This window comes from uncultured Arcticibacterium sp., assembly GCF_964021845.1.
Lineage (GTDB): Bacteria > Bacteroidota > Bacteroidia > Cytophagales > Spirosomataceae > Arcticibacterium.
The window spans coordinates 46,418-72,971 of record NZ_CAXHZC010000001.1 but is presented as its reverse complement, the minus strand read 5'-3'; the positions used below and the strand labels follow the sequence as shown (position 1 = coordinate 72,971).

Here is a 26,554-nt window from a genome sequence, read left to right as displayed (position 1 = left end):
GACTATTTTCTAAATATTAACTTGCGAAAAAATCAACCTTAAAAAGATACAAAATGATAAAGTGGGGCATTATAGGAGTAGGTGATGTATGTGAAAAGAAAAGTGGACCAGCTTTTCAAAAAGCTGAGGGCTCGGAACTAGTAGCAGTTATGCGACGTACAGGAGCCAAGGCAAAAGACTTTGCCGAAAGACATGGCGTACCTAAATGGTACGATGATGCCGAAAAACTTATAAATGACCCTGAAATCAATGCTATATATGTAGCCACTCCACCAAATGGTCACGCACCTTATGCCGCCATGGCTGCAGCTGCAGGAAAACCCGTTTACGTAGAAAAACCAATGGCCAGAAATCATGCAGAGTGCCTAAGCATGATAGAAACTTGTAAAAAGGCAGGCGTGCCTCTTTTTGTAGCTTATTACAGAAGAGCTTTACCAAACTTCTTAAAAATCAAAGAACTTGTAGATTCAGGTAGTATTGGTACTATTCGTTTTGTGGATGTGAAAGTTCATAAATCATTAGAGCCAGATATTGTTGGTCAATCTGACAATCATGAGAATTGGCGTACAAACCCTGAAATAGCTGGTGCGGGATATTTTTACGATTTAGCTTCACACCAATTAGATTATCTAGATTTTCTTCTTGGCCCTATTACTAAGGCTTCCGGAATAGCGAAAAACTTTGGAGGAATATACCAAGCAGAAGATACCACATTAGGCACCTTTTCCTTTGAAAGCGGAGCTATGGGAATGGGAAGTTGGTGTTTTGCAACTTCTGAAAACTCAGAACTAGAAATGACAACCATTTATGGCTCTAAGGGACGTATAGCGTTTCCTTTCTTTGAAGGAACAAACGTTGATTTATTTATTGACGGCAAAGCCAAACAAAGCTTCAATTTTGAAATGCCCGAGCATATTCAGCAGCCACTAATACAAGGCATAGTTAACCAATTAAATAATAAAGGAGAAAGTGTTTCTACCGGAACATCTGCTGCTAGAACAAACTGGGCACTAGAGCAAATCAGTAAAAGAATAGATTGAAAAAAACAGAAACGCCAAATAGGAGTCAATAATGGAAATTATTGATTCCTATACATTAACTACCTCCACTTCAGCGGCAGGCTGCTCTGCCTGGCCATAAGCCGGGCATTGCTTTTTAACGCATGAAGAGAATATGTATGTTCCTATTATTAAAAAAGCAAATAATCTTAATTTCATCTTGTTTTTAAGTCTTTTCTAAGCATTCTTACAAAAAACGAACCACTTGCTTAGATATTTGAATTTGCGAGGCAATTTATGATTTCTCAAGCTTTTCAGCCTTGCCTCTTTCGGTTCTATAGCCTAATATTTTCATCATAGACTCTGAGTCTTGCTCTTCAGCAAAAAGCTCTGTTGTCAGGTTTCCCTCTTCGTCCAAATTCACCAAAACGTGTTTAGTAGAGGGTATTAAACAGTGCTGAATACCGCCATAACCTCCAAGTGATTCTTGGTACGCACCAGTATGGAAAAAGCCAATATACTGTTCTTCATTATCCTCATTAAACATTGGCATATAAAGGTCTTCTGAATGTGCTTCCGTGTTATAATAATCTGCCGAATCACAGGTCAAACCACCTAAATTCACCTTGGTATATGGTGCATCCCAATTATTAACTGGCAACATGATGTATTTCTGCCCAATACCCCAAGAATCAGGCAGTTGCGTAATGAAAGAGCCATCAATCATGTACCAAAACTCACGGTCGTTTTGCTGTTTGATGTCAATTACCTTATAAATAGTGGCCCCACTCTCCCCTACTGTATAGCTACCAAATTCGGTGAAGATATTTGGAACAGGCACATCATTTTTATTACAAATCCACTGAATATTTTCTATAATTTCGTCAATCATAGATTGATAATCATAATTAAACACCACGGAAGTCTGTATAGGTAAGCCTCCTCCAATATCAATGCTATCTAACTCAGGGCAAATCTTTTTCATCTCGCAGTATTTAAACATAAAGCGAGTAAGTTCAGACCAATAATAAGCAGTATCTTTTATGCCTGAATTTATAAAAAAGTGAAGCATTTTAAGCTTAAAGCGAGGGTCTGGCTTTATTTTCTCTAAATAAAGTTCGTCCACATCTTTATAACGGATACCCAAACGTGACGTATAAAAAGCAAAATTTGGCTCTTCGTCCGTTGCTATTCTTATCCCTATTTGAACCTCTTTTGCTTTATCCGCATGTTCTAAATAATGGTCTATCTCATCTAAATTATCTAAAACCGGTATCAGGTTTTTGTAACCATCATTAAGCATTTCAGAGATGTACTCTAAATACTGCGGTCTTTTGTGTCCATTACATATAATGTAATTGTTTTTTGAAATTTTACCTTCTTTTTCTAATGCCTGAATAATAGGCATATCAAAAGCAGAGGATGTCTCTAAGTGAATATTGTTTTTTAAAGCTTCCTCAAGAACAAACTTGAAATGACTGGATTTGGTACAATAACAGTAGGTATATGACCCAGAGTAATTGTACTTTTTCATAGCATTTTTGAAAATAAGCCTAGCATTTTCAATATGTTCCGAAATCTTAGGTAAGTAGGTCAGTTTTAGCGGTGTACCGTATTTCTCAATGATATCCATCAAGGGTACATTATTAAAAAGAAGGGTATTATCCACATCAACCCCAAACTCTCTTGTTGGAAATTCAAAAGTCTGCTGAATTAAATCAATGTATCTTTTCATTCTAAGCTATTCGACCTACAGTATTGTAAAATTTTAATTCCAGAAAGGGCTGGACCCGCAAAACCTTGTGCAAATGTGATATAAAATTCACAAATTGCAATTTAATTCCATAGCAAAATCATAATTTGTTAATAACAGAGCCAAACTCTTTTCAATGTCAAAAACGATAAAAAACATCCACTTCATAGCTGTTGGCGGAGCTATCATGCATAACCTCGCTTTAGCATTACTTCAGAAAGGTTACAACGTAACTGGCTCAGATGATGAAATTTACGACCCCGCAAAATCAAGGTTAGAAAAGGCTGGCATTCTTCCAGAAAAGATAGGTTGGAACACAGACAATATCACAAAAGACTTGGATGCGGTGATTTTAGGGATGCACGCCAGAAAAGATAATCCAGAACTAAAGATGGCGGAAGAATTAGGCTTGAAAGTATATTCTTTTCCAGAATATGTTTTTGAACAGACAAAAAACAAACAACGCATTGCCATAGCTGGAAGTCATGGAAAAACATCTATTACTAGCATAATACTACATGTATTGAAATATTATAATAGGAATTTTGACTACTTAGTAGGTGCTCAGATTGAAGGTTTTGACCTTATGGTTAAGCTTACTGATGACGCTCCTGTTATAATTCTTGAAGCTGACGAATACTTATCATCTGCCTTAGAGATGAAATCAAAGTTCCTTTTCTATCACCCGCATATTACGCTAATTTCCGGAATTGCTTGGGACCATTTTAATGTCTTCCCTGTTTTTGAGGATTATGTAAAGGCTTTTGAACAATTAGCCGATGGCATGCCTAAAGCAAGCACGCTACTTTGGGACGAAACAGATGATATAGCCAACATAATAGGCAAGCAAGTAAGAGAAGATGTAAATCAAATTCCATATACTGCTCACCCTTATGAAGTAAAAGATGGTAAAACTTCTTTAAAGACTAAAAATGGTAATGTTCCTCTGAAAATATTTGGAGAGCATAACATGAAAAATCTTCAGGGAGCTAAGGAGATTTTGGAAAAAATAGCCATTACCGAGGAGATGTTTTATGAGGCGATTCAAACTTTCAGCGGAGCTGCAAAGAGATTAGAAAAGCTAGGTGAAAATAAAAATACGGTTATTTATAGAGACTTTGCTCATGCTCCTTCTAAAGTGGGTGCTACCACGGCTGCAGGTAAAGAACTATACCCAGAAAGGCAATTAGTGGCTTGCTATGAGTTACATACTTATAGCAGCTTAAATAAAGACTTCTTACCGCATTACGCCGAAAAGTTAAACGCAGCCGACCAAGCAGTGGTTTTTTATAGCCCGCATACGGTGGAAATGAAAAAGATGCCATCCATTTCGCCAGAAGAAATCAAAGCAGCTTTTGGCAGAGAAGACTTAAAAATTTTCACCACAAAAGAAGAGCTAGACGCCTACCTTAAAGGAATAAACTGGTACCAGTCAAACCTATTATTGATGTCGTCAGGCACTTTTGGCGGCACAGATATACCTACGCTAAGTGAAGCTATTCTGAAATTGCCAGTTAAAAAAGAAGAACGAGCGAGTGCCCCTAAAAAGAAGTCTTGGAAAGGGATTTTTAAGAAGAAGGGGTAGATTATCGAGCCATAAATGATTCTTCAATGAAACCTAATATCCTTGCTATTTCTGGAAGCTTGATACCCAACTCTAGCAATAATAAGCTATTGAGTTATTTAAAAGAGGAATTCACAAATGAGGCGAACATAATTTTGTCTCAAAGCTTAGATAGCTTGCCACATTTTAATCCTACGCTTGACAAAGGTGAACTACCTGAGTCTATCATGAATTTTAGAAAAGCGATTGCATCTGCTGACGCCATTTTAATCTCAACGCCGGAATATGTTTTCAGCATGCCAGCGGTACTTAAAAATGCATTGGAATGGTGTGTTTCTACTGGAGTGTTCACCAATAAATCTGTTGGGATAATTGTAGGGGCGGCTTCTGGTCAAAAAGCGATGGAACAATTAGTTTTGGTTTTAAGCACTATTCAGTGCAAACTTAGTGCAGAAACGCAGTTGGTAATTTCCGGAATTAAGGGGAAGGTTAATCCTGCAATGAGCGGAGAACTTCAAAAGGAGTTAGATGTTTTTATGGACGCTTTTTTACTTCAAATAGAACACGGATAAACAAGACCGCCAGCCGACAGGCTGGGATTGGACACGGATTTTAATTTCCCCGTGTCCAAACACTTATTGCTAATTCTAACTCGGATAAACCCACTCCCCTCTATAATCTCTGCTTAGAAGCTTGTTAGCTTCAGGGTCATCTTTTATCATATCCTTCTCATGGTCCCAGATGATGCTTCTGCCTAAATTATTTGACAGCATACCTAACAATGACATATTGGTGGCTTGTCTGCCATGTTCTATGTCTGCATGAGGTAATGCTCCCGTTTTGATAGAGTTTAAGAAATCGGCCCACACTAATTTGATATTTTGACCGTCTGGTAAGTCTAGTTGCGGCTCTTCGTGCAATTGACTTGCGTTTTTATTATGTGGGTAAAACGTCCAGCCACCATGCCAACCCATGTGGAATGTACCCTCCGTTCCATGGAAATACGCTCCTACATTTTCACCTTGTTGTACTGGGCGTTTGTTATTGATACTGTGTTCCCAGAAACAAATAAAGTCCTCAAACTCATAAGTTACCAATTGATTTTCTGGCACCGTTTGAATGTTGTCATGTATCTTTTTCGTACTTGTAGAGAATATTTTCTTTGGAGCCTTCTCTTCTGTCCACCAAAGAATTTGGTCAAACCAGTGTGGTGCCCAGTCGCCAAGTGTTCCATTAGCAAACTCTCTTTGGCGTCGCCACGCTTTTGGGTGAATACTAGAATGGTAGTCTATTAATTTAGCTGGACCACAGTACATATCCCAGTCCATATCCGCTGGTTTAGGTTCACTAGGTTTTTGCTTACCTCCACCGCCAGCATAATTCACAAAAGCACGTACTTCCTGAATTCGACCCACTTTCCCTGATTTCAAAAACTCCATTCCGCTCACATTATGCGGAGAATACCTTCTATGGAAATCAACTATACATATTCTATTATTGGCTCTGGCGGCTTTTTGAATGGCGGTACCTTCTTTTACGGTATGCCCTATAGGTTTTTCAAGAAAAACATGGCAGCCATTATTTAGAGCATGAATAGCAATTAAAGCATGCCAATGGTCTGGCGTAGCATTGATAACAATGTCTGGTTTTGCATTTTTGATACAATCCCTAAAGTCTTTAAACTTCTTTGGCTTATCTGTACACCAAGTGTTCAATTCTTTTTCACAGGTAGTAACTTGAGCTTCATGTACATCACAAAGTCCCACCACTTCTACAACACCGCTAGCTACGGCTTCTCTCAAAATATTAGTACCCCACCAGCCGCAGCCTATTAGTGCCACACGGTACTTTGATGCATTTGCATAAGTGATAAAAGGCCTTGAAAGTATTCCGGCAGATGCCAAGGCAGAGGTTTTTAGAAATGTATTTCGATTCATGATGGTTGAAATTTGTTGCTTAAAATTAAAGCTATTTCAACTAAATCATAGCATAAAATAGACCAAAACAGGAATTGATTCATCGTTTTGGCTATTCCTGAGAATACCTCTTTTCGGCGAACTTTTCGTGAGAAATTATCATTTAAATTATAACCAAAATCGCCTTCGATGCCATTCAATTTCGATAAACCAACCAACAGAAAAAACTCAGGAAGTATCAAATGGGATAAATTCCCTGATGATGTTTTGCCCCTTTGGGTAGCCGACATGGACTTTGAAAGTCCTGCGGAAATTACAGAAGCCCTTCAGAAAATAGTAGACCATAAGATATATGGTTATGCCATGGGTTCAGACGAACTTTATGAAGTTATCATGGGGCGTTTGGCCACCCGTCATAACTGGAAAGTAGAAAAAGATTGGATAGTGCTATTGCCAGGATTAGTACCTGGTCTTCATGCTTCTGCCCGTATTTTTAATGATGCTGCTGCAGAAATAATGACCTCCACTCCTGTTTACTATCACTTAAGTTTGGCAGGAAAAACCATAGGTTTAAAAACCGCTGAAATTCCTTTTGTTTGGCAAAATGAAAGATGGGAAATGGATTTCCAAGAAATGGAAAAGCAGGTCAATGAGAATACTAAAATGTACATGCTTTGCAATCCTCATAATCCTAACGGGAGAGCCTTTGACAAAGCTGAATTGACAGCATTAACGCAATTCTGCGAGAAACATGATTTGGTACTTGTATCTGATGAAATCCACTGCGATTTGATATTAGACTCCAATGCAAAACATATATCTGTAGCATCACTGGATAGCCGTACAGAGCAAAATAGTGTAACACTATTAGCTCCTTCTAAGACTTTTAACATTGCTGGTTTAGGAGGGTCAATGGCCATTATCCCGAACCCACAAATAAGGAAGAAATTCCAAGATGCAGCCTTCGGAATTATGCCACATAATAATTATTTCATGGCTCAAACCATGCTAGCGGCTTATAAGCATGGCGAACCTTGGCGAAAAGAATTAGTTGCGTATTTGAAAGGCAATCACGATTACCTGCTAGAAGAAATCAATAAAATTCCTTCACTAACTATGACTCCATTAGAAGCTACTTACCTAGCATGGGTAAAATGCGACAGAGAAGACATACCAAATGTGGAGGATTATCTTGTCAAACACGGTCTTGGTGTTTCTGGAGGACATCAGTTTAAAGGAAAAGGTTATTTTAGAGTAAATTTTGGAACACAGCGAGCAAATTTAGAAGTAGCTGTGGAGCGATTGAAAAAGGCATTTTCTTAATTTTTGATATTAGGTGCTAACTTTACGATACTGGCCTGCTCATTCATATTTGTTCTTTTTTTAATATACTATACAAATGGCTACGGGCTCAAAGCGAATAGCCATTAAACATTTTCTAAAATAGCTGATAGCTAAAAGCCCAATGCTAATGGCCAATAAAACAAAACATGAAATACTTAGAACTATCAAATAAAGACAAAATGCCCGTTCTGGGCTTAGGAACATGGAAAGCCGCTCCTGGAGATGTTTACAAGGCTGTTAGAACCGCCATCACTTTGGGTTATACCCACTTTGACTGTGCCCATGTTTATGGTAATGAAAAAGAAATTGGCGAAGCTTTCGCAGATTCTTTTAAAGCGGGTGAAGCCAAAAGAGAAGACCTTTGGATAACTTCTAAACTTTGGAACAACTCGCACAGAACAGAGCAAATAGAACCTGCATTAAAGCTTACCTTGGCGAATCTTCAGTTAGACTACCTAGACCTTTACCTTATTCACTGGCCCGTGGTTTTGAAAGATACTAGCATGTATCCTGAAACTGCTGCTGACATGGTGAGCCTTTCGGTTACACCACTGGAAGAAACATGGAAAGGCATGATAGCCATGAAGGAAGCTGGCTTAGCAAAACACATAGGTGTTTCTAATTTTAGTCCAAGTAAAATGGATGGGATTATTGAAAAAACCGGTGTTACTCCTGAGGTAAACCAGGTTGAAATGCACCTTTTCTTGCAACAAAACGAGCTAAAGAGCTATTGTGATGAGAAAAATATAATATTAACAGCTTATGCTCCTTTGGGTTCGGCAGATAGACCTGCGGTGAGAAAATCGGCAGATGAACCTAAGCTTTTTGAAAATGAGGTTATAAAAGAGATTGCTAAAGAAAAAGACTGTTCAACTGCACAAGTAATGCTGGCATGGGCGGTGGTTAGAGGAACCACAGTTATACCAAAATCTGTAAATGAATCTCGTTTGGCTGAAAATTTAGCAGCTGCCGATATAGAACTTTCAAATACTCAAATGAAAGCCTTAAACGATTTAAACCAAGACTTTAGATTCATAAAAGGGGATTTCTGGTGCATTGAGGGCTCTGATTACACTTTTGATAGCCTTTGGGGCTAGGATTGTTTTTACTAAGAAAGCGGCAACTCTCAGAAATTGCCGCTTTTTTTATGTCAATTATTCAGCTGTAATCATGTTATCAGAATACGACTGGTACACACCTTCAAACTGCTTTGCTACTTCGTCTGGGAATAAATGAAAATCTCCTGCTTGAAGTGAATTTACTATACCCTCAGAAACCACCGAAGCATCTGCCGCTTCAGTAAAACCAGCAGCTGCTCCCATATCTGTGGCTATAGGCCCTGGATGAACGCTCAACACACTAACACCTCTCTCTCCCAACTTCACTTTCAAACCTTGTGTTAAAGAATATGCTGCTGCTTTAGAAGCAGAATAGGTCGACAAATCTGGGAAGTTTTTAATAGAAGCCACAGAGTTTAACTGTACCAGTGCTCCCTTGTGGCTTTCTAAAGTTCCAGCGAATGCATTCGCTACACGGAGTAAACCGAAAATATTTACGTCCAATTCTTGCTTTAAAGTGTCCTCTGCATCTTCGCTTAATGGTGAGGCTATTTTTGCTATTCCCGCATTATTTACCACAATCTCAACGTCCTTTGCGGCTTCAGCTAATGCATTGATGGAAGCCTGATTAGTCAAATCAGCCTGAAGTGTTACCACTTTGTTGCCATACTTTTCTTCTAAAGCCTTAGTGGAATTAATATCACGTACTGCCAAATAAACTTTTCTGGCTCCATGATTAAGGAAAGATTCCGTGATTGCTTTACCTATTCCTCGATTTGCCCCGGTTACTAATGCTACCTTATTGCTAATTGAAATGCTCATAATTATGTTTGTTATTAAATTTTACTAAGCAACCGCTTAGATTTGTTATAAAAAATATGTATAATTCTTAATTAGACCCGCTTTTAGGCATATTCAAGAGTGGGCACTTCTTTTCTGAATGACAATAATTTATCCACAGAAACATGGTCTCCATAATGCTCGGCATAATGAGCGAACACTATTTCACCTTTTGGATTAACCAAAAACTCTGCTGGAAGTAAAGCATGGTCTAATTCTGGTTCTTCGTCTTTTAAGGTTTTAGAAAGTTTATTGGCCTCCCAAACAAGCTTTGGATGAAGAAACAACTTTAACATTGAACTCTTAGAAGATTCTGTTACCCCAAATTTTTCAAAGAGAACTTTCTTTTCATCAGATACCAATGGAAAAGGAGTGCTAACATGCTCACCCACTTTAAGCATTTTTTCTGCACTTGATGGCCAAATACTGATGATGTCAATATCATTCTCGCCAAACTCATCATAGCGACGAATGAGTTCATTAGTTCTTAAAACACAAAAAGGGCAAGCCGCAAAACGATGAAAAGAAATAAAAGTCCATTTATTAGCCTGAAATGGTGTCACTTTATGATTCCTAATATCTTTAGTGGTAAAATTGGGAGCTTTATCCCCCACTTTAAGTCTAGCTACATTCATTTTTTCATTATTTACATTTACTAAGCAATTGCTTAGTTTTGGTTCAAAAAAAATCTATAAGTTCTTAAACGTTGTTTCAATAAAATCTTCCAGCTGCTCCTGTGTATAAATTCTTGATGCCTGTGACAAACCTTGAAGACAAATCATTAGATAGTTGGCTTGTTTCTCAATGTCAGCTTCACTTCTTCCTGGTTCTTGTGCCAAATTCACTTTAAAAAGCTCCTTCAGACTATTAGAAAACTTCATCAATTCCTCCGTGATAATTGAATCCGTTTTGTCGCAAGTTTCGCCCAGGGTCTTCGCCACCATACAGCCCTTTTTCAAATGGCTGGCTTCAGAAAAATCTTGGAAGTCATAGAAGTATTCTTTGATACCAGCAATACCGTTTTGAGAAGCTTTTAGTTTATCAGTAATACAACTCAACTTCTTCTTATAACACTTCACACTCTCTAAAAAGACCCCTTGCTTATTGCCAAAACTGGAATAAATAGAAAACTGGTTTATCCCCATTTCCTTCTCTAACATACGCACAGAAGTAGCTTCATAGCCATTTTTCCAGAAAACCGCCATGGCTTTTTCTATCACCTCCTCCTCACAATATGCCTTTTGTCTTCCCATTGATGACACAAAACTAAGCAAGTGCTTTGAAATAAAAAAGTAATTGTAAAAAAAATATCTTTATTGAAAGAATAGCTCCTAATTGAAATTAGTATTAACCTTTAATTATGGTCTAAAAAGCGAATTGAATAAAAGTTTAATTTTAGCTATACTTGTATGATTTATAATCTAAGTCTCTAATTTCACCACTATGAAAGTCGTTGGGCTAAGTCTTCTATTTTGTAATTTCTTTATTTCGCTTTTTGGTCAGACTATTTTAAAAGATATTGTTACAAGTAATTCAAGCTCTTACCCTGGCCAACCAATAGAGTTGAATGGAAGCATTCTTTTTAACACACAAAATTTACCGTATTTATCCCAAGGCGGCCTTTATACTTCCAATGGAACACTAGAAAGCACAAACCTAGTTAAAGGCAAGAATCTTCCTCAACGCAGCAGTAATTTCTCTTTCCTTCTTCAGTACGCGGAAAATTTTGGAGATAATATAATATTTATTGGAAACGAATACGATTATGGCAATGAACCCTGGATATCGAATGGTAGCCCTGATGGAACGCACAGAATTATCGACCTTATACCAGGAAGGGCAAACTCAATCTCGCTTTTTCTAAAAAACAACACCCTCAGAGCTTTTCATATTTCAGGAAATAAGGCATACTTCGTAGCCCAAACTGAAAACAGTGGAAAAGAACTTTTTGTTACGGATGGAAGTGAGACAGGTACTATCTTACTAAAAGACATTAATCCAGGAATTGCAAACTCCTACCCTGCCAATTTCACTAATTGGCAGGGTAAAACTTACTTCTCAGCCCAAAGTGCTAATGGTACGGAGTTATGGGTAACTGACGGAACTGCCACTGGAACTATACTGGTTTCAGATATCTACTCAGGACAAAGCAGCTCTTCCCCAGAAAACTTAATTGGCTCATCATCGAACCTCTTTTTTTCAGCTATTTCTGATTTAGGGAGGGAATTATGGAAAACTGATGGAACACAGGAAGGTACAGTTCTGATTAAGGATATTAGCTATGGTTCAAAGTCATCATACTTTAAAGACCTAGCAATTTTAAATGACAATCTGATAATCAATGCTTCTGGTGATATTTGGATATATCAAGAAAGTACAGGAACTACAGATAGAGTGTATATTAGACCAGGAGAAAACGCTTCACCTTCCAATTTTATCAAAACAAACAACCAACTTTTTTTCACGGCCAATGATGGAGTTCATGGTCAGGAGTTATGGAAAACTGACGGGACAAAGATTGGAACCAATTTAGTAGTAGATTTAAATAAAACTGGCAGTGCTTTTGTTAATCAACTTAACGAAATATCAATTTACGCTAGTCAAGATACAATACTTTTTATAGCAGACGACGGCATACACGGGAATGAACTCTGGAAATCTGACGGAACTACTCTTGGCACTGAAATAGTAAAAGATTTTGGAGAAGGAAGTAAAGATGGGATTTATAGATACATTACAGATTCTGGTTTAGGACCATATTTTGTAGCCGGCGATACTTTGGACAACTGTAAACTTTATTATTATAATTCTAATATAGGCAAACTGACTAGCATAAATGATTTACCGTCAAACGCTCCATTTTCAAATGCGTATCCGTTTTATGGAACTTCCAATAAAATGTTTTTTGTGGCCTACCACGATGAATTTGGTTACGAACTCTTCGTTTCAGATGGAACTCAAGTTAGCTTTCTTGGCGATCTGGTAAAAGAAGAATTTGGTTCACCGTCTATCTTCTTTCCAATATTATCCACAGGTAACTCAGAAGGGTTCTTTTTTACCTTTCCAGATAATGAGCATGGAAATGCATTATGGAAAACAAACGGAAATGAAGAAAGTACCAATCTGTTTTTCGACACCAACTCATACCCTGCAGAAAAGATTAATGACGTGTTTAGCTTTCATTCTGCTAATAGTGAAATTAGTGATTTAATAACCTATAAGGATCAAATTTTTTTACTAAACAGATATGGTACTTGGAAAAGTAATGGAATTGTTCCTTTTAAAAATATTAGTCCTTCGAAAACCTTTACTGATATAAGGAAATTTTGCATTTCAAATGAAACCTTATTTTGGAATGACGGAGCTACACTTTGGAGTTATAATGGGTCAGAACCTCCTAGAGAAATAAAAAAGCTTAATACTATTATTCTAGACCTTTTCGATGCAAACGGTAAATTATTTTTCACTAGCTATCAAAACTCTCTTATAGGCTTGTGGCAAAGTGATGGAACAGAAGCGGGTACCCACTTAGTTCGAAGTGGAATACATGCTGAAGAACATGCTGCTTTAGGAGACAAACTATTTTTTTCTGCGGAAGAACAAAATTCCGGAAAAGAATTGTGGATTAGTGATGGTACACAAATAGGGACATTTATGATAAAAGACATCAATCCAAACGAGTATGCTGGCTCTATACCACGAGATATTAGAAAAATAAATGATAGTACCGTTATTTTTCTTGCGAATGATGGTGTAACAGGCTATGCTCTTTGGAAAACAAATGGTACATCAGAAAAAACTGAAATGTTGATTGATTTATCTGACCAAACTGGATACACCGGAGATTTTATATTTGATGAGCCACTCCAAGGCTATTATTACATTTTTTCAAGAGCAACAAATATTAATAATTCAAAGCTTTGGAAAACTGATGGAACATCACATGGAACTTCAGTTTTCTATTCAGGATTAATTGTTAATGATTTTAATATAGTAATTAATGATTCCATAATCTATTTCCCAGCCTCTTTAAGCAGCCAGGAAGATTTAGATCTCTGGCAAACGGATGGCACGAATGATGGCACTTTTCAAACTATGGACATTAGACAAACAGGTATTAGCAATTTACGTTCTTACATATCTCAGTTCTTTTTCAATAACGATAAAGTCTATTTTACTGCCAACAACGGAGTGAATGGCTTCAACTACTATGTCAAAAGCTTTTGTGAAATAGCAAAAAACTTAAAAACTGTTGACATTCGAAATGGAGCACACCTCGCCCAAAATTCAATCACAGCCACTAGTAAAATTAGCATGAATAGAGTCGCTATTTTTGACGCGGGGAATTCAATAGAATTGAATCCTGGTTTTGAAACAGACTTGGGAGCAATATTCAAAACAAAGCTAAATGGGTGTATAACAGATTAGAATTGTGGTTGAATCTACTCAAGTAAAAGAAGATGAGTTAACAGCAATTGAAATGAACGAAGAATCGCTGAAAAAATAGCTAAACCCGAGTTATAATTTTGTACTCAACGAAGCTTGTAGTTCAGATGTGATGCCATCAAACCTCTGGCTTAAACAAGCCTTCACATTGAATATGATATAAGACCCTACTTATCTATCAAAGGCAAATTAAAATTTTTACCCGGCTGTTAGCTACAAAGGTCAATCTTTTATAATTTCCAAACCTCTCAAAAATCAATTAGATTTAAAGAAAGAATCTTAGCTAATGCCCAAAATATTGAAATTCACAAAACCAGCACCCATATTTAAATTCCTTTGTCTATTCATTTTTTTGTTATCAAAACTAATTTCAAGCTTTGCACAACAAATAAAGAACGTTCCAGATGCCTTTGCTCACCTAAATATTATGCCTGAAGTTTTTGTTTTGGACAACGACATTGACGTTCCTGTTAAGAATGGGCATTTTCAAGGTGTACAGGTCATTGAGCTAAATGGAAGTGAGAAACTTTTAATATCTGGTAGTTCGTCTAAACTCGCTTACATTTTGCAGGCAGATTTGGCTTCGCAAAAAACTGAAAAACTAATTTACCTCATGGGCGACCCATTTAGGCACGCAGGTGGTTTTCAGGTCAGTAAAGACTACTTAGCCATAGGTATAGAAGATAATATTATCAAAACCTCCTCAAAGGTTAATTTTTACAATCACCAAAGCGATACTCGGACCAATCCGCTACCAAGATTTACCATTGAAAGAGAAGGCGAACCAGAAGAGAAAACCGCTGGAGCTACAGGCATAATGGCTTTAAATTCATCAAACTCCTTTGTGGTAGTCAGTAATTGGGATAGCCGTATTTGGGATTTTTACAGGGTTAATTTGATAAGCCAAAAACAAGAACTTCTACATTCATTTACTGCACCCGACGACTGGGCAGGCTATCAATCCATAAACCTACTTAAAGATGATAATGCTATTTATGCCATTGGGTTTCATGGCGGTGGTCGAAACAATCAGGCAGATTTAATTCTTGTAAGTAGGTTAGATGCCTTCGACCCTATAATGCTTAAGATATCTACTAAAAGATTTAAGACTTCAAAAGGACTTGAATTTGGAGCAGCGGCTGGTTTACAAATTGACCAAGCTGGCAACCTACATATTTGGGGAACAGAAAAGACTTCTTCAAAAAAGATTCTCGTAAATAAATTCTAAACTTATGATTCTTTAAATTCGTTAAAAAAAATTATGCCTAATACAACACCCGAACATGACGAAAGAATGGCGACCATGACCTTTTCCTCTGTTTACCCGCACTATGTAACCAAAGTAGAGAAGAAAGGCAGAACTATAGGAGAGTTACATGAAGTAATTGAGTGGTTAACCGGTTTTGATGAATCGAAAATAATAGATCTTATCGCCGAAAAGGTAACCTTCAAAACGTTTTTTGAAAAGGCTAAACTAAACCCAAATGCTCCGCTCATTAAAGGAGTGATATGTGGCTATAGAATTGAAGAAATAGAAACTCCTTTGACACAGCAAGTTAGATTTTTAGACAAACTGGTAGATGAACTCGCCAAAGGACGAAAAATGGAAAAGATTCTCCGTAAGGCCTAGATTCTTTTTCGACAAACATATTTAGACATCAAAACTTCTCAAAATAGGAAAAGCTAACTATCGTCATATTAAATAGTTAACAAAACGCTTATTATTGCACCAAGCAAAGCAAGTATTTTTGACAATAAGAAAACACATTCATGAAATTTTAGAGATTAAGTTCCAGCGAAAGCGTGGGTTGAGCTTTATTGTAAATATTGCCCTTTCGGTTCTAATATTCCTTAATACTGTCGCTATTATCCTAAATACGGTCCCAAGTATTGGAAATCAATTCCGTATGTTCTTCTTAGATTTTGAGTTATTCTCCGTCTCCATTTTCTCTATTGAGTACATCTTGAGAGTTTGGTCCAGTGTAGAAAAAACTGAGTACAAACATCCATTTTGGGGTAGAATTAAGTTCATTTTTTCTCCTTGGGGAATCATTGACTTTCTAGCTATTTTCCCATTCTACTTTTCGTTTTTCAGAACAGACCTGGGCTTTGTTAAGATACTTCGCCTCCTTCGCATCTTCCGACTCTTCAGGGTTAGCAGGTACTTTCATGCCTTGCGTGTTATTCAAAATGTATTAAGAGATAAAAAAGAGGAACTTCTGCTTAGTGTTTCCTTCATCATATTTCTACTCTTAATTTCCTCAAGCCTTGCTTTTTATATAGAGCAAGAGGCTCAACCTGAAGCCTTTTCTTCTATTCCCGCTTCACTTTGGTGGGGTGTTAATGCCATGACCACAGTAGGCTATGGCGACATGCATCCAATAACGCCTTTGGGGAAAGTTTTGGGAGGGCTAATGGCAATTTTGGGAGTGTCTATTTTCGCCCTACCTACGGGTATCTTGGCAAGTGGTTTTGCGGAGCAAATTCGTGGCAAACGACGAGGCAACGAAAAAGTACATTGCCCCATTTGCGAGCATGATTTCTATTTAGCTGAAAGGCATAAGCATAAGCATAAGCCAAAATCCTAAAAACTAGGTTACCCCCTACTTTAAAATCTGATAAACAATAAAAGCAGAAACATAGGCCAGTACGCTCATGTAACCTAACTGAATCATTGGCCATTTCCAGCCTTTAGTTTCTCGGTACACCACCGCTATGGTACTCATACACATCATAGCAAAAACGTAGAATATCAACAAAGAGAATGACGTGGCGGTGTTAAAAACAGCCTCGCCTGTTTCAGGATTCACTTCTCTTCTTAGTCTGGCTTTAATGGTATTATCGTCGGCACTGTCTCCGCCTATACTATAAATGGTAGACATGGTACCCACAAAGACCTCTCTGGCTGCAAAAGACGTGATTAAGGCTATTCCTATTTTCCAGTCATAACCTAAAGGTTTGATAGCTGGCTCTATGGCTTTCCCAAAATAACCAGCGTAAGAATTTTCTAATTGAAAACTTGAAACAGCATTTTCTAAGTCCGTTCCTTCTAAAGCAGGATTTGCGGCAGCCACTATTTCTGGAGCTTGCTCTATTTTATCGCCTGGCCCATAAGAAGCCAATACCCATAAAACGATGGAGATAGCAAGAATTACCTTCCCCGCCTCAAAAACGAAAGTCTTAACTTTCTCATAAATGGTATAAAAAACCTGCCCCCATCGTGGTGCTTTATAAGTAGGTAGCTCCATCACAAAAAAGCTTCTCTTCTCAGACTTCATGATTTTTTTCATGACATAGCCAGCCATTAGAGCTGATAAAAATCCTAAAAGATAAAGCCCCATTAGCGTAAGACCCTGTAAACCAAAAACACCAAACAGCGATGTATTAGGTACTACTAGAGCAATAAGAATGGTATAAATAGGTAGCCTAGCAGCACAGCTCATTAATGGCGTTACCATAATGGTTACTAGTCTTTCTTGCCAACTACCGATAGTTCTGGCAGACATAACTGCTGGTACTGCACAGCCAATGCCGGACATAAGCGGCACTACCGATTTTCCACTAAGCCCAAAACGTCTTATCAGTTTATCCATCAAAACCACAACCCTAGCCATATAACCTGATTCTTCTAGAATGGCTATACCCGCAAAAAGCAAGGCTATTTGAGGAATAAACATAATAACTCCACCAACTCCCGCAATTACACCATCTGTCAATAATGAAGTTAACTTACTGTCTGGCAAAACAGCCTTCAGCCAATTGTTTAAATCTGCTATGCCACCATCTATCCAGTCCATGGGATATTCTGAAAGGGCAAAAACGGCATTAAATACCATGAAAAGGATTCCAAAAAAGATAACATAACCCCAAACTTTATGGAGCAGTATAGCATCCATTTTATTGGTTCTGGTAGTTACCCTTACTGTACCTACATGTACCACTTCTTTTAGAGCGGCACTTATATCTTGAAAATGACCTAGCGTTTCTGCCGCCTGAAAAGCACTTGGACTAAAACCATGTAATTGGGCTATTCCCTTAATTATCTCCTTTTCGCTTTCGTCCAAAAAGCTAAATTTATCTCCTTGTGCTAAATATTGACTAGCTAAATAATTATTATCTAGATTAAACGCTTCTTTTACTGCTAAAATAGCTGCTGCATCTTTCTCCTCAATTTCCACATTCTCATGAACGTTGCGTTCCACTAGAGCCTGCTCTAACCTTAGTTTTAGGCCATTTACACCTATTCCTTCTCTGGCATTAATCTCTACTACTGGTACTTTTAAATGAGCTTCTAGTTTTAAGGTATCTACTGCTGTACCTGCATCCAATGCCGTATCAAGCATATTAAGAGCTAAAACCGTGGGTATGCCCAAATTAGAAACCTGCTCAAAAAGAAGCATATTCCTTTTAAGGTTTGAGGCATCTACCACCACTATGGCTAAATCAGGATAATCAAGATTTTTGGGATTAGAAAGAACATCTAAAACTACCTGTTCATCTATAGACGTAGGGTAAATACTGTATGTTCCAGGAAAGTCAATGACCTCCACTTTCTCACCAGAATTTAACTTTGCAATACCTATTTTTTTATCAACTGTTACGCCAGGGAAATTCCCTACTTTCTGCCTAAGACCAGTTAACTGATTAAACAAAGAAGTTTTACCGCTGTTTGGATTACCAATCAGAGCTACTTTCATACAATAATGCTTTTTACTAAAACCGTAGCGGCCTCAGATTTTCGAAGAGATACTTGATAGTCGCCACCTATAGTGACGCAAACTGGACAACCGAAAGGAGCCTCACGGTCAATCTTCACTACAGTTCCTGGCACAAAACCCATTTCCATTAGTTTTAAAGACAATTCTTCGTCTTTAAAACCATCAACTAAGACAGATTCTCCCGGTGAAAATTCAGATAATATACTAGTGGCTTTGCTCAATCGAAAACTATTTAGAATCAGTTTAAATAAAACACAAAACTAATTATTTTGGTTCTACCCTCATTAGAAATATGCCTTAAATTCCAGAAACCTTCTGAAATTTATCTAGTAGGTCGGCATACTCCTTCTTATACGCTGTCATTTCTTCTTCAGACCAAGCTAAGTTCCGTTGGAAAATTGGAGCTACTTTATCTATAGACGCTTTAGTAGCCTCCCAGTCTAAAAGCTCCATTCTAATTCTTCTTGCAAAGAAATCTCTCAGTTTGGTAGCCATTTCTCTTTTAACCGCAAAAGCAGCTTCCGCCAAAATAAATGGATAATCTGGGTGAAGTTTTTCTGACAAGCCAGCTTCTCTTTCTACTAGCATAAGTACCTCTAGAGAAAGGTCGCCGTAGTTTTCGTAAAGGTGATTCACCGTATCTTCTGATAATAATTTCGATGCTTTCACTTTATAAACATCCATTAAAAAAGCAGCGTTTTGAGCTCCTACTAGTTTATGATTTGCCGTGACACATTCGGCTTGCTTATTAAGCAGTTCGCCAGCATAATCTATCACGTCTTTTGCCATGACACGGTAGGTGGTCCACTTTCCTCCTAAAAGGCTTAACAGTCCAGACTCTGGCAAATATTCTACTTCATGGTCTCTTAAAAGAGCTTTTGTCTCTTTTCGCTTACTACTCTTCGGAGCCAACAAAGGTCGTACGCCGCCAAAACCACTTGTTATATCTTTTCTTTCTAAGGGCTTTTCTAAAAACGGATTGACAGTTTCTAGTAAATAGTCTACCTCTTCACTTTCAAGTATGGGCTCATTAGCCATGTCAGAATAAGCTGTATCCGTAGTTCCTACCGTTATTTTATTGCCGATAGGTTTCACAAAAACCACTCTACCGTCTTTAGTTTCTGGTATTAGCATGGCATCTTCACCTTTCATAAACTCAGAAGGAAACACAAAATGAACACCTTTTGAAGGCCGCATTCTAGATTCCTCATCCTTATCTGCCATGAGCCTTACGTCATCAGAAAAGGGCCCGGTACAGTTTATAAAAAGCTTAGCATCTATCTCAAAATTTTCTCCACTAATTTCGTCTTTGACCAAAGCTTTAGTCAATTTCCCTTCAACATTTTTTTCAAAATCTTTAAGAGAAACATAATTAGCCACTATGGCTCCTTTTAACTCCGCAGAACTCACCATGGCTAAACTAAAGCCGGCATCATTAAAAGTACCGTCATAATAAAGCACCGAACTATGCATTTTCTCAGTAAGCCCAGGCATCCTCTTTAGTGTATCTGCCTTACTCAGCCATTTAGCTGAAGGCAAACCGTCACCAGCAGCAAACATTCCGTATAACTTAAGGCCAATGCTATAGTACATGCCTTCAAACCAAGAAAATACAGGAGTAATTAAGGGAATAGGCTTTGCCAAATGTGGTGCAATAGTCAATAAAGTTTTACGCTCATGTAATCCATGACGTACTTGCCTGAGCTGTTCTAAATCTAGTTGCTTAAAAGCTCTTTCTAAGTACCTTACTCCGCCATGAATCAGCTTAGTAGACTTTGATGATGTCTCAGCACAGAAATCGTTTTTATCAATTAAAGCTACTTTAAAGCCCCTCAATACTGCATCTAAAACCGCACCCGAACCACTTGCTCCTGCCCCTATAATACAGATATCAAATTTCTCTGTCCTTAACTTTCCTAACTGATGTTTCCGATCCATTTCCTATTTTTTGAAGAAGGCTAAAATTATGAGTTTATTCCTCCAAAGTGATTATATATACGTAGGAATAGCTTTTATTTTGAAGCCTGTAAGGCTCATGAGGCATTTGCCCCCAGCTATTGTCTCCGCCAACACCCCTTTGCAACAAATCAATATGAAGAATGGTTGCGTCTCTTTCAGAAACATCTGTAGGATGCATCTGTTTTTTTGTCATTCCCGGGTCAAAATCCTCCGTCATGTAATGTAAAGCACTGAAACTCAATGGCTGCAAACCTTCTACCTTAAAAACATGACCTTTATCATCAGATATGGCTACCCACTTTGTATCTGTCCTATAGCCATTTTCCTGAGGTCTTATATACGTATCTACAAACTGGTTTTTAACCAAACCGTCATAAATACCTAAAAACGAGGCCGTGTTTCTATCCTGATAATTTTCGAAAGGCCCTCTGCCATAGTAATTCAACACATTAAAAGCTTTTGGAAGCTGCATTCTCATTCCCATTCTTGGCAATTCTGAAACATTTTCATCATTAATACTTAAATCAGACTTCACCGCTAGTCTTCCTCCCTCCAAAATGGTATAGCTAATGCTATAGTCTGCCGAAACATCATTCAGGGTATAGTTAACTTTTATACCACCCTCAAAACGCTCTACAGATTTTAAGGTTTTGCTAGTATGGGCTGTACGCCAAACAGATGCTGTTTCTTGAAAGTTATGTCCAAAATCATTGTCAATAGGAGCTCGCCAGAAGTATGGCTGCGGCATGCTGCTCAAATAAGAAACACCATCTTTAGTAAATTTGGCAACGTTTCCCGTTTTCTTGTTCAACGATATTTCGATTCCATTTTCGTTGAAATTATATAGGTCTCCATCCTCCGATAACTTTGAAGTAGCTTTTATATTCTTTACTAAAATCACCTCTTTAAGTGGCTTAAAAAGAAACTCTTCACGAGCTACTTCGTGCTCAGCCGGAATCATGGCATCATAGCTTTTTTGCAAAGCGTATACTTGGAAAACATAGTCATTCCCATCTTCCAAAGCGGGTAAGCTTACTTTTCCTTTTCCATTGTTCACACTTAGTTCACCAGATTTTAATGCTAAACCGTTTTTTAATAATTTATAGGTGTAAGTATAATCTGTAAAGAAAGTTTGTAGACTTACGTCAAAGCTTCCTGTTTTCCAGTCAAAATTTTTGAAATGTACATTCTGATAAACTTTTTTCACTTCAAAAAGCCCTGGATGTGGTATTCTATCAGATGACACCAATCCATTAGCACAAAAATTTTCATCATGCCTTAGGTCTTGGCTTCCTAAATCTCCACCATAGCCAAAATACTTTCCCTTATATGGGTCGTTCACTTCTAAGCCTTGGTCTACCCAGTCCCAAATACAGCCACCTTGAAGATTATTGCTGCCATAAATCACATCCCAATACTCTTTAAAGTTACCGTTACTATTTCCCATAGCATGCGAGTACTCACACATGATGTATGGTCTTTTAGCTCCTGAGCTTGCATACTTTTTCATAGCATTTATGGTAGGATACATCGGCGTAACTATATCAGTATTTGCCTCTTCTCCTGCCTGCTCAGACTGAACTGGCCTAGTATCATCACGACCTTTCATATAATCATAAATAGCCTGAAAGTTTGAGCCATTACCACATTCATTTCCCATAGACCAAACTATTACCGATGGATGGTTTTTATCTCTTTCTAAAACCCTTCTTGCCCTATCTAGGTGAGCTTCTTTCCACTCTGGTAAATACGCAGGATGAACACTTTTATCAAACCAACCTTGCAACTCTGCTCCCATGCCATGTGTTTCAATATTGGCCTCATCTATTACAAAAAGTCCGTATTGATTACATAACTTCAACCACAACGGGTCATTAGGGTAATGTGAGCTTCTCACTGTATTGATATTAAAAAGCTTCATTAAACGGATATCTTCCAGCATACTTTCTTTAGAAATGACATGGCCTGTTTTAGGATCGTGCTCATGGCGGTTAACACCTTTCACAAAGATTCTATTTCCGTTTACCAAAAGTCCTTTGTCTGTAATTTCTACAGTTCTGAAACCTACTTTTTGGCTTACAGCGTCTATCAATACCCCGTTTTTATTTAAAGTTAAAACGAGATTGTAAAGGTTAGGCGTTTCCGTATTCCAAGGTTTTACGTTTTCTACTTTAATGGCTTTGAAATTCACCTGAGCACCAGTTATTTTTTGAGATTGCTGAGCTACTGTATTGCCGTTGGAATCAAACAGTGAAAGTACAGCATCATATCCACCAGTGTTTTTTCCTCCTACATTCAAATTGACCGATAGGTTACCATCTTTATAATCATTGACCAATAAGGCCTTTGAAAAGTAATCGGCAATGTGCGTTTTTGGTCTTGCATAAATATCAACCGCTCTTTCAATTCCTGAAAGCCTCCAAAAATCTTGGTCTTCTATATAACTTCCGTCATGCCACCTTAAAACTTTCACTGCTAGGGTATTGGTACCACTTTTCAGAAAAGAGGTAATATCAAACTCTGCTACCGTTTTAGAAACCTTGGTAAAACCTACCTCATTTCCATTTACCCAGATATAAGCTGCCCCTGAAATAGAGCCAAAACTTAAAATCACATCATCGCCTTCCCAATTTTGTGGAACAGTAAACTCCTTTATGTAAGAGCCTACGGGATTGTAAGCGTGGTCTACGTAAGGCGGATTCTTTGGGAATGGGTAAACTATATTGGTATAAATAGGAATACCATGCCCTTCTAATTCCCAGTTAGATGGAACCGGTATAGAGGTCCAAAGTTTTGAATCAAAACCTTCTTTCATAAAGTCTTTAGGACTTTCCTCTGGTGTATCAGCATATTTAAATTTCCACTCTCCGTTTAAACTCTTATAGTTTAGGCTGGCTTCTACATCTGCTTTTGCTGCTTCTAAACCACCAAAATGAGTCATCTCAGCATGGGGAGCTAGTTTGTTAATTTCTACTTTCTCTGGATTTTCCCATTCTGTGAATGTGAAGGATTGACTACAAACAAAAAAAGGACTTAGCAAAAGCAGTCCTGTAAGGGTTCGTGAAAATTTCATAGGGTATGTTGATTAGTTAAGCAAGCTCATAAATAACGGAACAGCCGTCTGTTATCTGAACTTGGAAGTGTTCTATATTAATATCAAATTTACTTAAATAAGCGATTTTCACAGCCTCTATTAAATTAGAAACTGAATCTTTTTTGACAATATTTATGGTGCAACCTCCAAAACCTCCACCCATCATTCTGGCACCTAAAACACCTGGTTTATCTTTTGTTAAATCAACCAAAAAGTCTAACTCATCACAGCTAACTTCATAGTCGTCTTTAAGACCATCGTGTGTTTGATACATCAATTCGCCAAAGGCTGGTAAATTACCTTCCGTCAATGCCACTGTGGCCTTTTTCATTCTATCTTCTTCAGACAGTACGTAAAGGCAGCGATCGTACACTTTTTCATCTAAATCTGCTTTATGCTTTTCTAAAGTTTCAAAACTTAAATCTCTAAAGCTGCTTACTTCTGGATAGTTTTTTTGGAAGAAGCTAAGACCTTGTTCACATTGCTCACGACGCTCATTATAAGCAGACTCTGCCAAATTATGCTTTACACCTGAGTTAAAAAGAACTACACTTATTTCATCCATTTCAAAAGGAAGATAAGTGTGTTTTAGGTTTTTACAATCTAACTGAATAACCTTCCCTTTTTTGCCCATTAATGAGGCATACATATCCATAATTCCGCACCTTACTCCAGCAAAGTTATGTTCTGCACTTTGGGCTATTTTAGCCAAATCTAGCAGGCTAAAATTTAAGTTGAATAGTTCATTAAGGGCGAATGCCAAACCACTTTCTATAGCAGCCGAAGAAGATAAACCAGCACCCAAAGGTACATCACCACCAAAAGTGAGATTAAAGCCCGCATTTAGTTTAGGGTTGGTGTCTTTGATTTCTTTGATAACACCTATCAGAAAATTCGCCCAATCTTTATTTGATTTTTTAATATCATCAAGACTTAGCTCATGCTCATCATTTAGGTCTACAGAATTCAGAATAACGGTATTGTCATCTCTTTTAGAAAGGCAAAAATAAATAGCCTTATCTATGGCCGCTGGAAGTACAAATCCGTCATTATAATCTGTATGTTCTCCAATTAAATTAATTCTACCCGGAGCTCTAACGGCAATACTAGGAGATGATTTAAACTTATCTTCAAAGGTTTTAGCTACTACCTTTTCGTTCATAGTGTATCAGAGGTAAATCTTGAGTTTTAAACTTAAAAAGCAAAGGTAGCTTTATTACTTAATGAAAATAATATGCGGCTAAAATTCAAAAAAACTATGCCAACAGGGTCGGCATAGTTTCAGTTTCTCTACCTAAATTTTAACCTTACTTCTTTATGAAATTACATTTCACTCAAAAAAACCAGAGGTTTTCTTACGTAAAAAAATAAGAAATCATACAGTTATAAAGTTGGCCTATCACAAATATAGATAGCTTTTAGTCCAAACTCTTATTAAAATATTACCATAAAATGATAAAAATGTGCGTGCAACCGTTTGCACACCAAATAATCGAAAGTCTATTATGAATGCAAACAATTGCACTGCGATAAGAAATATTTATATCTTGCCACTGTCAACAACAAAAATAAAGCTATGGCTAGGACCAATATCACCATAAAGAATATTGCCTTAGAATTAGGCATTTCGGCTAGTACGGTTTCTAGAGCTCTTAATGATCACCCTAGGATAGGAATCAAAACCAAAGAACGCGTTAGAGAACTGGCGAAAAAACTACATTATGTACCTAATCCAGCTGCAAAACTTCTAAAAAACAATAAAACCTTAAAAATTGGTGTCTTACTTCCTTTTTTAAAAGAGGAGTTTTTCTCCATGGCTATTTCGGCAATTGAAGACGCCGTACTTCCGCATAATTACCATGTGATGGTAAGTCAATCTAGAGACAGCATAGAAAGAGAGAAAAAGATGATAGATGCGTTTATATCTACTAGAATAGATGGATTAATAGCATCAGTTTCGGCCGAAACAAATCATTATGGCCATTTTAAACTCTTAGAGGAATATGGTATTCCGGTAGTCTTCTTTGATAGGGTTCCAAGGAACTTTGAAGCCAATAAAGTACATAGCAGTGTTACTAAAGGCACCAGTGATGCCATTCAGTTTTTGGTAAACAAAGGAATTAAGAAAATAGCTCTTATTAATGGTCCCGGAAACCTTGATGCTTCTGACCAAAGGTTAAATGGTTATTTAGAAACTATTGCAAAATTTGGTTTACCCACTTCTCAGAAATACATCAAATCAAGTAATTTAACTCGTGAAGACACCACGAAAGGAACGATTGAGCTTTGTGAGCTTACTGACAGACCTGAGGCTATATTAACTTTTAACGACTATGTAGCTTTGGATGCTATGGCCGCCTGCAGACAAAAAGGAATCATACCCAACAAAGACATTTTATTTGTCAGTTTTGCCAATTTACCATTTACTAGTCTCTTAGAAAACCCACCAATGGCTTCTGTAGAGCAGTTTCCAAGTGAAATGGGAGCTAAAGCAGCCGAATTGCTTCTTAAAAGGATGCAATCTGATGAAACAATGCCTTATGAAGAAATAACTTTAGACACCGAATTAAGGATTCATTAATGGCTTTCTTTTATTCATGAAATAGCCAGCTATAATAATCACTATTAAAGCACCAATATAGAAGGAGTTCGATATTTGAGTTTCTTCTTCTTTTTCTAATTCTTCTTCAATGACCTCTTCTGAGTTCAGTTTTGTTTCCAATCCCTTAGATTGACTAAGAAAACCAAGGTTTGAAAATACCTTTTCTGAAGAGAAATTTACTTTTCCTATAACATCACTCTTGGCCGCAAAAATTGCCACCAATACAAAGCCAATAACACTCCAACTAAGTTTCATAAATCAT

Annotated in this window: 22 protein-coding genes; 10 read left to right on the top strand and 12 right to left on the bottom strand. The window is 37.5% G+C overall.

All coding sequences use genetic code 11. The features are described 5' to 3' along the window. Positions 1–53 precede the first annotated feature (53 nt). Positions 54–1,040, top strand: coding sequence for a Gfo/Idh/MocA family oxidoreductase (locus AADJ06_RS00310; protein WP_341224387.1), 987 nt, complete (start codon positions 54–56; stop codon positions 1,038–1,040). A 48-nt stretch (positions 1,041–1,088) separates the two neighbouring features. On the opposite strand, the gene AADJ06_RS00305 is transcribed toward AADJ06_RS00310, so the two are convergent. Further along, positions 1,089–1,217, bottom strand: a complete 129-nt coding sequence (locus AADJ06_RS00305) for a hypothetical protein (RefSeq protein WP_341224386.1) — start codon at positions 1,215–1,217, stop codon at positions 1,089–1,091. A 76-nt stretch (positions 1,218–1,293) separates the two neighbouring features. Then, complete coding sequence (locus AADJ06_RS00300) at positions 1,294–2,733, bottom strand: arginine decarboxylase (protein WP_341224385.1); 1,440 nt, start codon at positions 2,731–2,733, stop codon at positions 1,294–1,296. Between the two features lie 154 nt (positions 2,734–2,887). On the opposite strand from AADJ06_RS00300, the gene AADJ06_RS00295 reads away from it, so the two are divergent. Further along, on the top strand, positions 2,888–4,336 hold the full coding sequence (locus AADJ06_RS00295; RefSeq protein ID WP_341224384.1) for a Mur ligase family protein: 1,449 nt from the start codon (positions 2,888–2,890) through the stop codon (positions 4,334–4,336). A 26-nt stretch (positions 4,337–4,362) separates the two neighbouring features. Further along, positions 4,363–4,887 (top strand): NADPH-dependent FMN reductase, encoded by a 525-nt coding sequence (locus AADJ06_RS00290; RefSeq protein WP_341224383.1) that lies wholly within the window; start codon positions 4,363–4,365, stop codon positions 4,885–4,887. 75 nt (positions 4,888–4,962) lie between these two features. Here the strand turns inward: AADJ06_RS00290 and AADJ06_RS00285 are convergent, their stop codons facing one another. Further along, on the bottom strand, positions 4,963–6,252 hold the full coding sequence (locus AADJ06_RS00285; protein WP_341224382.1) for a Gfo/Idh/MocA family oxidoreductase: 1,290 nt from the start codon (positions 6,250–6,252) through the stop codon (positions 4,963–4,965). A 168-nt stretch (positions 6,253–6,420) separates the two neighbouring features. Between AADJ06_RS00285 and AADJ06_RS00280 the strand changes: the two genes are divergently transcribed. Next, positions 6,421–7,554 carry a PatB family C-S lyase gene (locus tag AADJ06_RS00280; protein ID WP_341224381.1) on the top strand — a complete coding sequence of 378 codons (1,134 nt, stop codon included), beginning with the start codon at positions 6,421–6,423 and terminating at the stop codon, positions 7,552–7,554. A gap of 167 nt (positions 7,555–7,721) precedes the next feature. Next, on the top strand, positions 7,722–8,672 hold the full coding sequence (locus tag AADJ06_RS00275) for an aldo/keto reductase (protein WP_341224380.1): 951 nt from the start codon (positions 7,722–7,724) through the stop codon (positions 8,670–8,672). Positions 8,673–8,729: 57 nt separating this feature from the next. Here the strand turns inward: AADJ06_RS00275 and AADJ06_RS00270 are convergent, their stop codons facing one another. The 3 genes from AADJ06_RS00270 to AADJ06_RS00260 all read right to left on the bottom strand — a co-directional run bounded on the left by AADJ06_RS00270 (position 8,730) and on the right by AADJ06_RS00260 (position 10,726). Then, positions 8,730–9,455, bottom strand: coding sequence for an SDR family oxidoreductase (locus AADJ06_RS00270; protein WP_341224379.1), 726 nt, complete (start codon positions 9,453–9,455; stop codon positions 8,730–8,732). A gap of 83 nt (positions 9,456–9,538) precedes the next feature. Then, complete coding sequence (locus AADJ06_RS00265; protein WP_341224378.1) at positions 9,539–10,108, bottom strand: redoxin domain-containing protein; 570 nt, start codon at positions 10,106–10,108, stop codon at positions 9,539–9,541. A 54-nt stretch (positions 10,109–10,162) separates the two neighbouring features. After that, positions 10,163–10,726, bottom strand: coding sequence for a TetR/AcrR family transcriptional regulator (locus AADJ06_RS00260; RefSeq protein ID WP_341224377.1), 564 nt, complete (start codon positions 10,724–10,726; stop codon positions 10,163–10,165). A gap of 190 nt (positions 10,727–10,916) precedes the next feature. On the opposite strand from AADJ06_RS00260, the gene AADJ06_RS00255 reads away from it, so the two are divergent. The 4 genes from AADJ06_RS00255 (at position 10,917) to AADJ06_RS00240 (ending at position 16,507) form a co-directional block, all read left to right on the top strand. Continuing rightward, positions 10,917–13,901 (top strand): 3-coathanger stack domain-containing protein, encoded by a 2,985-nt coding sequence (locus AADJ06_RS00255; RefSeq protein WP_341224376.1) that lies wholly within the window; start codon positions 10,917–10,919, stop codon positions 13,899–13,901. A gap of 304 nt (positions 13,902–14,205) precedes the next feature. Continuing rightward, on the top strand, positions 14,206–15,147 hold the full coding sequence (locus AADJ06_RS00250) for a hypothetical protein (RefSeq protein WP_341224375.1): 942 nt from the start codon (positions 14,206–14,208) through the stop codon (positions 15,145–15,147). Positions 15,148–15,180: 33 nt separating this feature from the next. Then, a complete protein-coding gene (locus AADJ06_RS00245; RefSeq protein ID WP_341224374.1) occupies positions 15,181–15,549 on the top strand; it encodes a DUF2200 domain-containing protein in 369 nt (122 codons plus the stop codon). Positions 15,550–15,643: 94 nt separating this feature from the next. Beyond that, positions 15,644–16,507, top strand: a complete 864-nt coding sequence (locus AADJ06_RS00240; RefSeq protein ID WP_341224373.1) for an ion transporter — start codon at positions 15,644–15,646, stop codon at positions 16,505–16,507. A 15-nt stretch (positions 16,508–16,522) separates the two neighbouring features. On the opposite strand, the gene feoB is transcribed toward AADJ06_RS00240, so the two are convergent. The 5 genes from feoB to AADJ06_RS00215 form a co-directional block, all read right to left on the bottom strand. Beyond that, complete coding sequence (feoB, locus tag AADJ06_RS00235) at positions 16,523–18,616, bottom strand: ferrous iron transport protein B (RefSeq protein ID WP_341224372.1); 2,094 nt, start codon at positions 18,614–18,616, stop codon at positions 16,523–16,525. Beyond that, positions 18,613–18,858 carry a FeoA family protein gene (locus tag AADJ06_RS00230; protein ID WP_341224371.1) on the bottom strand — a complete coding sequence of 82 codons (246 nt, stop codon included), beginning with the start codon at positions 18,856–18,858 and terminating at the stop codon, positions 18,613–18,615. Before AADJ06_RS00230 ends, feoB begins: the two co-directional genes overlap by 4 nt. A gap of 76 nt (positions 18,859–18,934) precedes the next feature. Next, positions 18,935–20,575 (bottom strand): FAD-dependent oxidoreductase, encoded by a 1,641-nt coding sequence (locus AADJ06_RS00225; protein WP_341224370.1) that lies wholly within the window; start codon positions 20,573–20,575, stop codon positions 18,935–18,937. 34 nt (positions 20,576–20,609) lie between these two features. Next, positions 20,610–23,669 carry a glycoside hydrolase family 2 TIM barrel-domain containing protein gene (locus AADJ06_RS00220; protein ID WP_341224369.1) on the bottom strand — a complete coding sequence of 1,020 codons (3,060 nt, stop codon included), beginning with the start codon at positions 23,667–23,669 and terminating at the stop codon, positions 20,610–20,612. A gap of 16 nt (positions 23,670–23,685) precedes the next feature. Beyond that, positions 23,686–24,852 (bottom strand): galactokinase, encoded by a 1,167-nt coding sequence (locus AADJ06_RS00215; protein WP_341224368.1) that lies wholly within the window; start codon positions 24,850–24,852, stop codon positions 23,686–23,688. Between the two features lie 414 nt (positions 24,853–25,266). On the opposite strand from AADJ06_RS00215, the gene AADJ06_RS00210 reads away from it, so the two are divergent. Further along, positions 25,267–26,271 (top strand): LacI family DNA-binding transcriptional regulator, encoded by a 1,005-nt coding sequence (locus AADJ06_RS00210; protein WP_341224367.1) that lies wholly within the window; start codon positions 25,267–25,269, stop codon positions 26,269–26,271. Here the strand turns inward: AADJ06_RS00210 and AADJ06_RS00205 are convergent. After that, complete coding sequence (locus AADJ06_RS00205) at positions 26,257–26,547, bottom strand: hypothetical protein (RefSeq protein ID WP_341224366.1); 291 nt, start codon at positions 26,545–26,547, stop codon at positions 26,257–26,259. The two genes, AADJ06_RS00210 and AADJ06_RS00205, sit on opposite strands and share 15 nt — an antisense overlap. Positions 26,548–26,554 lie beyond the last annotated feature (7 nt).

Bases quoted from the DNA above. Each gene is read 5' to 3' on its own strand.
- AADJ06_RS00270 (WP_341224379.1), bottom strand. From the start codon at position 9,455: ATGAGCATTTCAATTAGCAATAAGGTAGCATTAGTAACCGGGGCAAAT.
- AADJ06_RS00245 (WP_341224374.1), top strand. From the start codon at position 15,181: ATGCCTAATACAACACCCGAACATGACGAAAGAATGGCGACCATGACC.
- AADJ06_RS00310 (WP_341224387.1), top strand. From the start codon at position 54: ATGATAAAGTGGGGCATTATAGGAGTAGGTGATGTATGTGAAAAGAAA.
- AADJ06_RS00290 (WP_341224383.1), top strand. From the start codon at position 4,363: ATGAAACCTAATATCCTTGCTATTTCTGGAAGCTTGATACCCAACTCT.
- AADJ06_RS00255 (WP_341224376.1), top strand. From the start codon at position 10,917: ATGAAAGTCGTTGGGCTAAGTCTTCTATTTTGTAATTTCTTTATTTCG.
- AADJ06_RS00260 (WP_341224377.1), bottom strand. From the start codon at position 10,726: ATGGGAAGACAAAAGGCATATTGTGAGGAGGAGGTGATAGAAAAAGCC.
- AADJ06_RS00215 (WP_341224368.1), bottom strand. From the start codon at position 24,852: ATGAACGAAAAGGTAGTAGCTAAAACCTTTGAAGATAAGTTTAAATCA.
- AADJ06_RS00265 (WP_341224378.1), bottom strand. From the start codon at position 10,108: ATGAATGTAGCTAGACTTAAAGTGGGGGATAAAGCTCCCAATTTTACC.
- AADJ06_RS00275 (WP_341224380.1), top strand. From the start codon at position 7,722: ATGAAATACTTAGAACTATCAAATAAAGACAAAATGCCCGTTCTGGGC.
- AADJ06_RS00285 (WP_341224382.1), bottom strand. From the start codon at position 6,252: ATGAATCGAAATACATTTCTAAAAACCTCTGCCTTGGCATCTGCCGGA.
- AADJ06_RS00280 (WP_341224381.1), top strand. From the start codon at position 6,421: ATGCCATTCAATTTCGATAAACCAACCAACAGAAAAAACTCAGGAAGT.
- AADJ06_RS00225 (WP_341224370.1), bottom strand. From the start codon at position 20,575: ATGGATCGGAAACATCAGTTAGGAAAGTTAAGGACAGAGAAATTTGAT.
- AADJ06_RS00210 (WP_341224367.1), top strand. From the start codon at position 25,267: ATGGCTAGGACCAATATCACCATAAAGAATATTGCCTTAGAATTAGGC.
- AADJ06_RS00300 (WP_341224385.1), bottom strand. From the start codon at position 2,733: ATGAAAAGATACATTGATTTAATTCAGCAGACTTTTGAATTTCCAACA.
- AADJ06_RS00220 (WP_341224369.1), bottom strand. From the start codon at position 23,669: ATGAAATTTTCACGAACCCTTACAGGACTGCTTTTGCTAAGTCCTTTT.
- feoB (WP_341224372.1), bottom strand. From the start codon at position 18,616: ATGAAAGTAGCTCTGATTGGTAATCCAAACAGCGGTAAAACTTCTTTG.
- AADJ06_RS00295 (WP_341224384.1), top strand. From the start codon at position 2,888: ATGTCAAAAACGATAAAAAACATCCACTTCATAGCTGTTGGCGGAGCT.
- AADJ06_RS00250 (WP_341224375.1), top strand. From the start codon at position 14,206: ATGCCCAAAATATTGAAATTCACAAAACCAGCACCCATATTTAAATTC.
- AADJ06_RS00205 (WP_341224366.1), bottom strand. From the start codon at position 26,547: ATGAAACTTAGTTGGAGTGTTATTGGCTTTGTATTGGTGGCAATTTTT.
- AADJ06_RS00305 (WP_341224386.1), bottom strand. From the start codon at position 1,217: ATGAAATTAAGATTATTTGCTTTTTTAATAATAGGAACATACATATTC.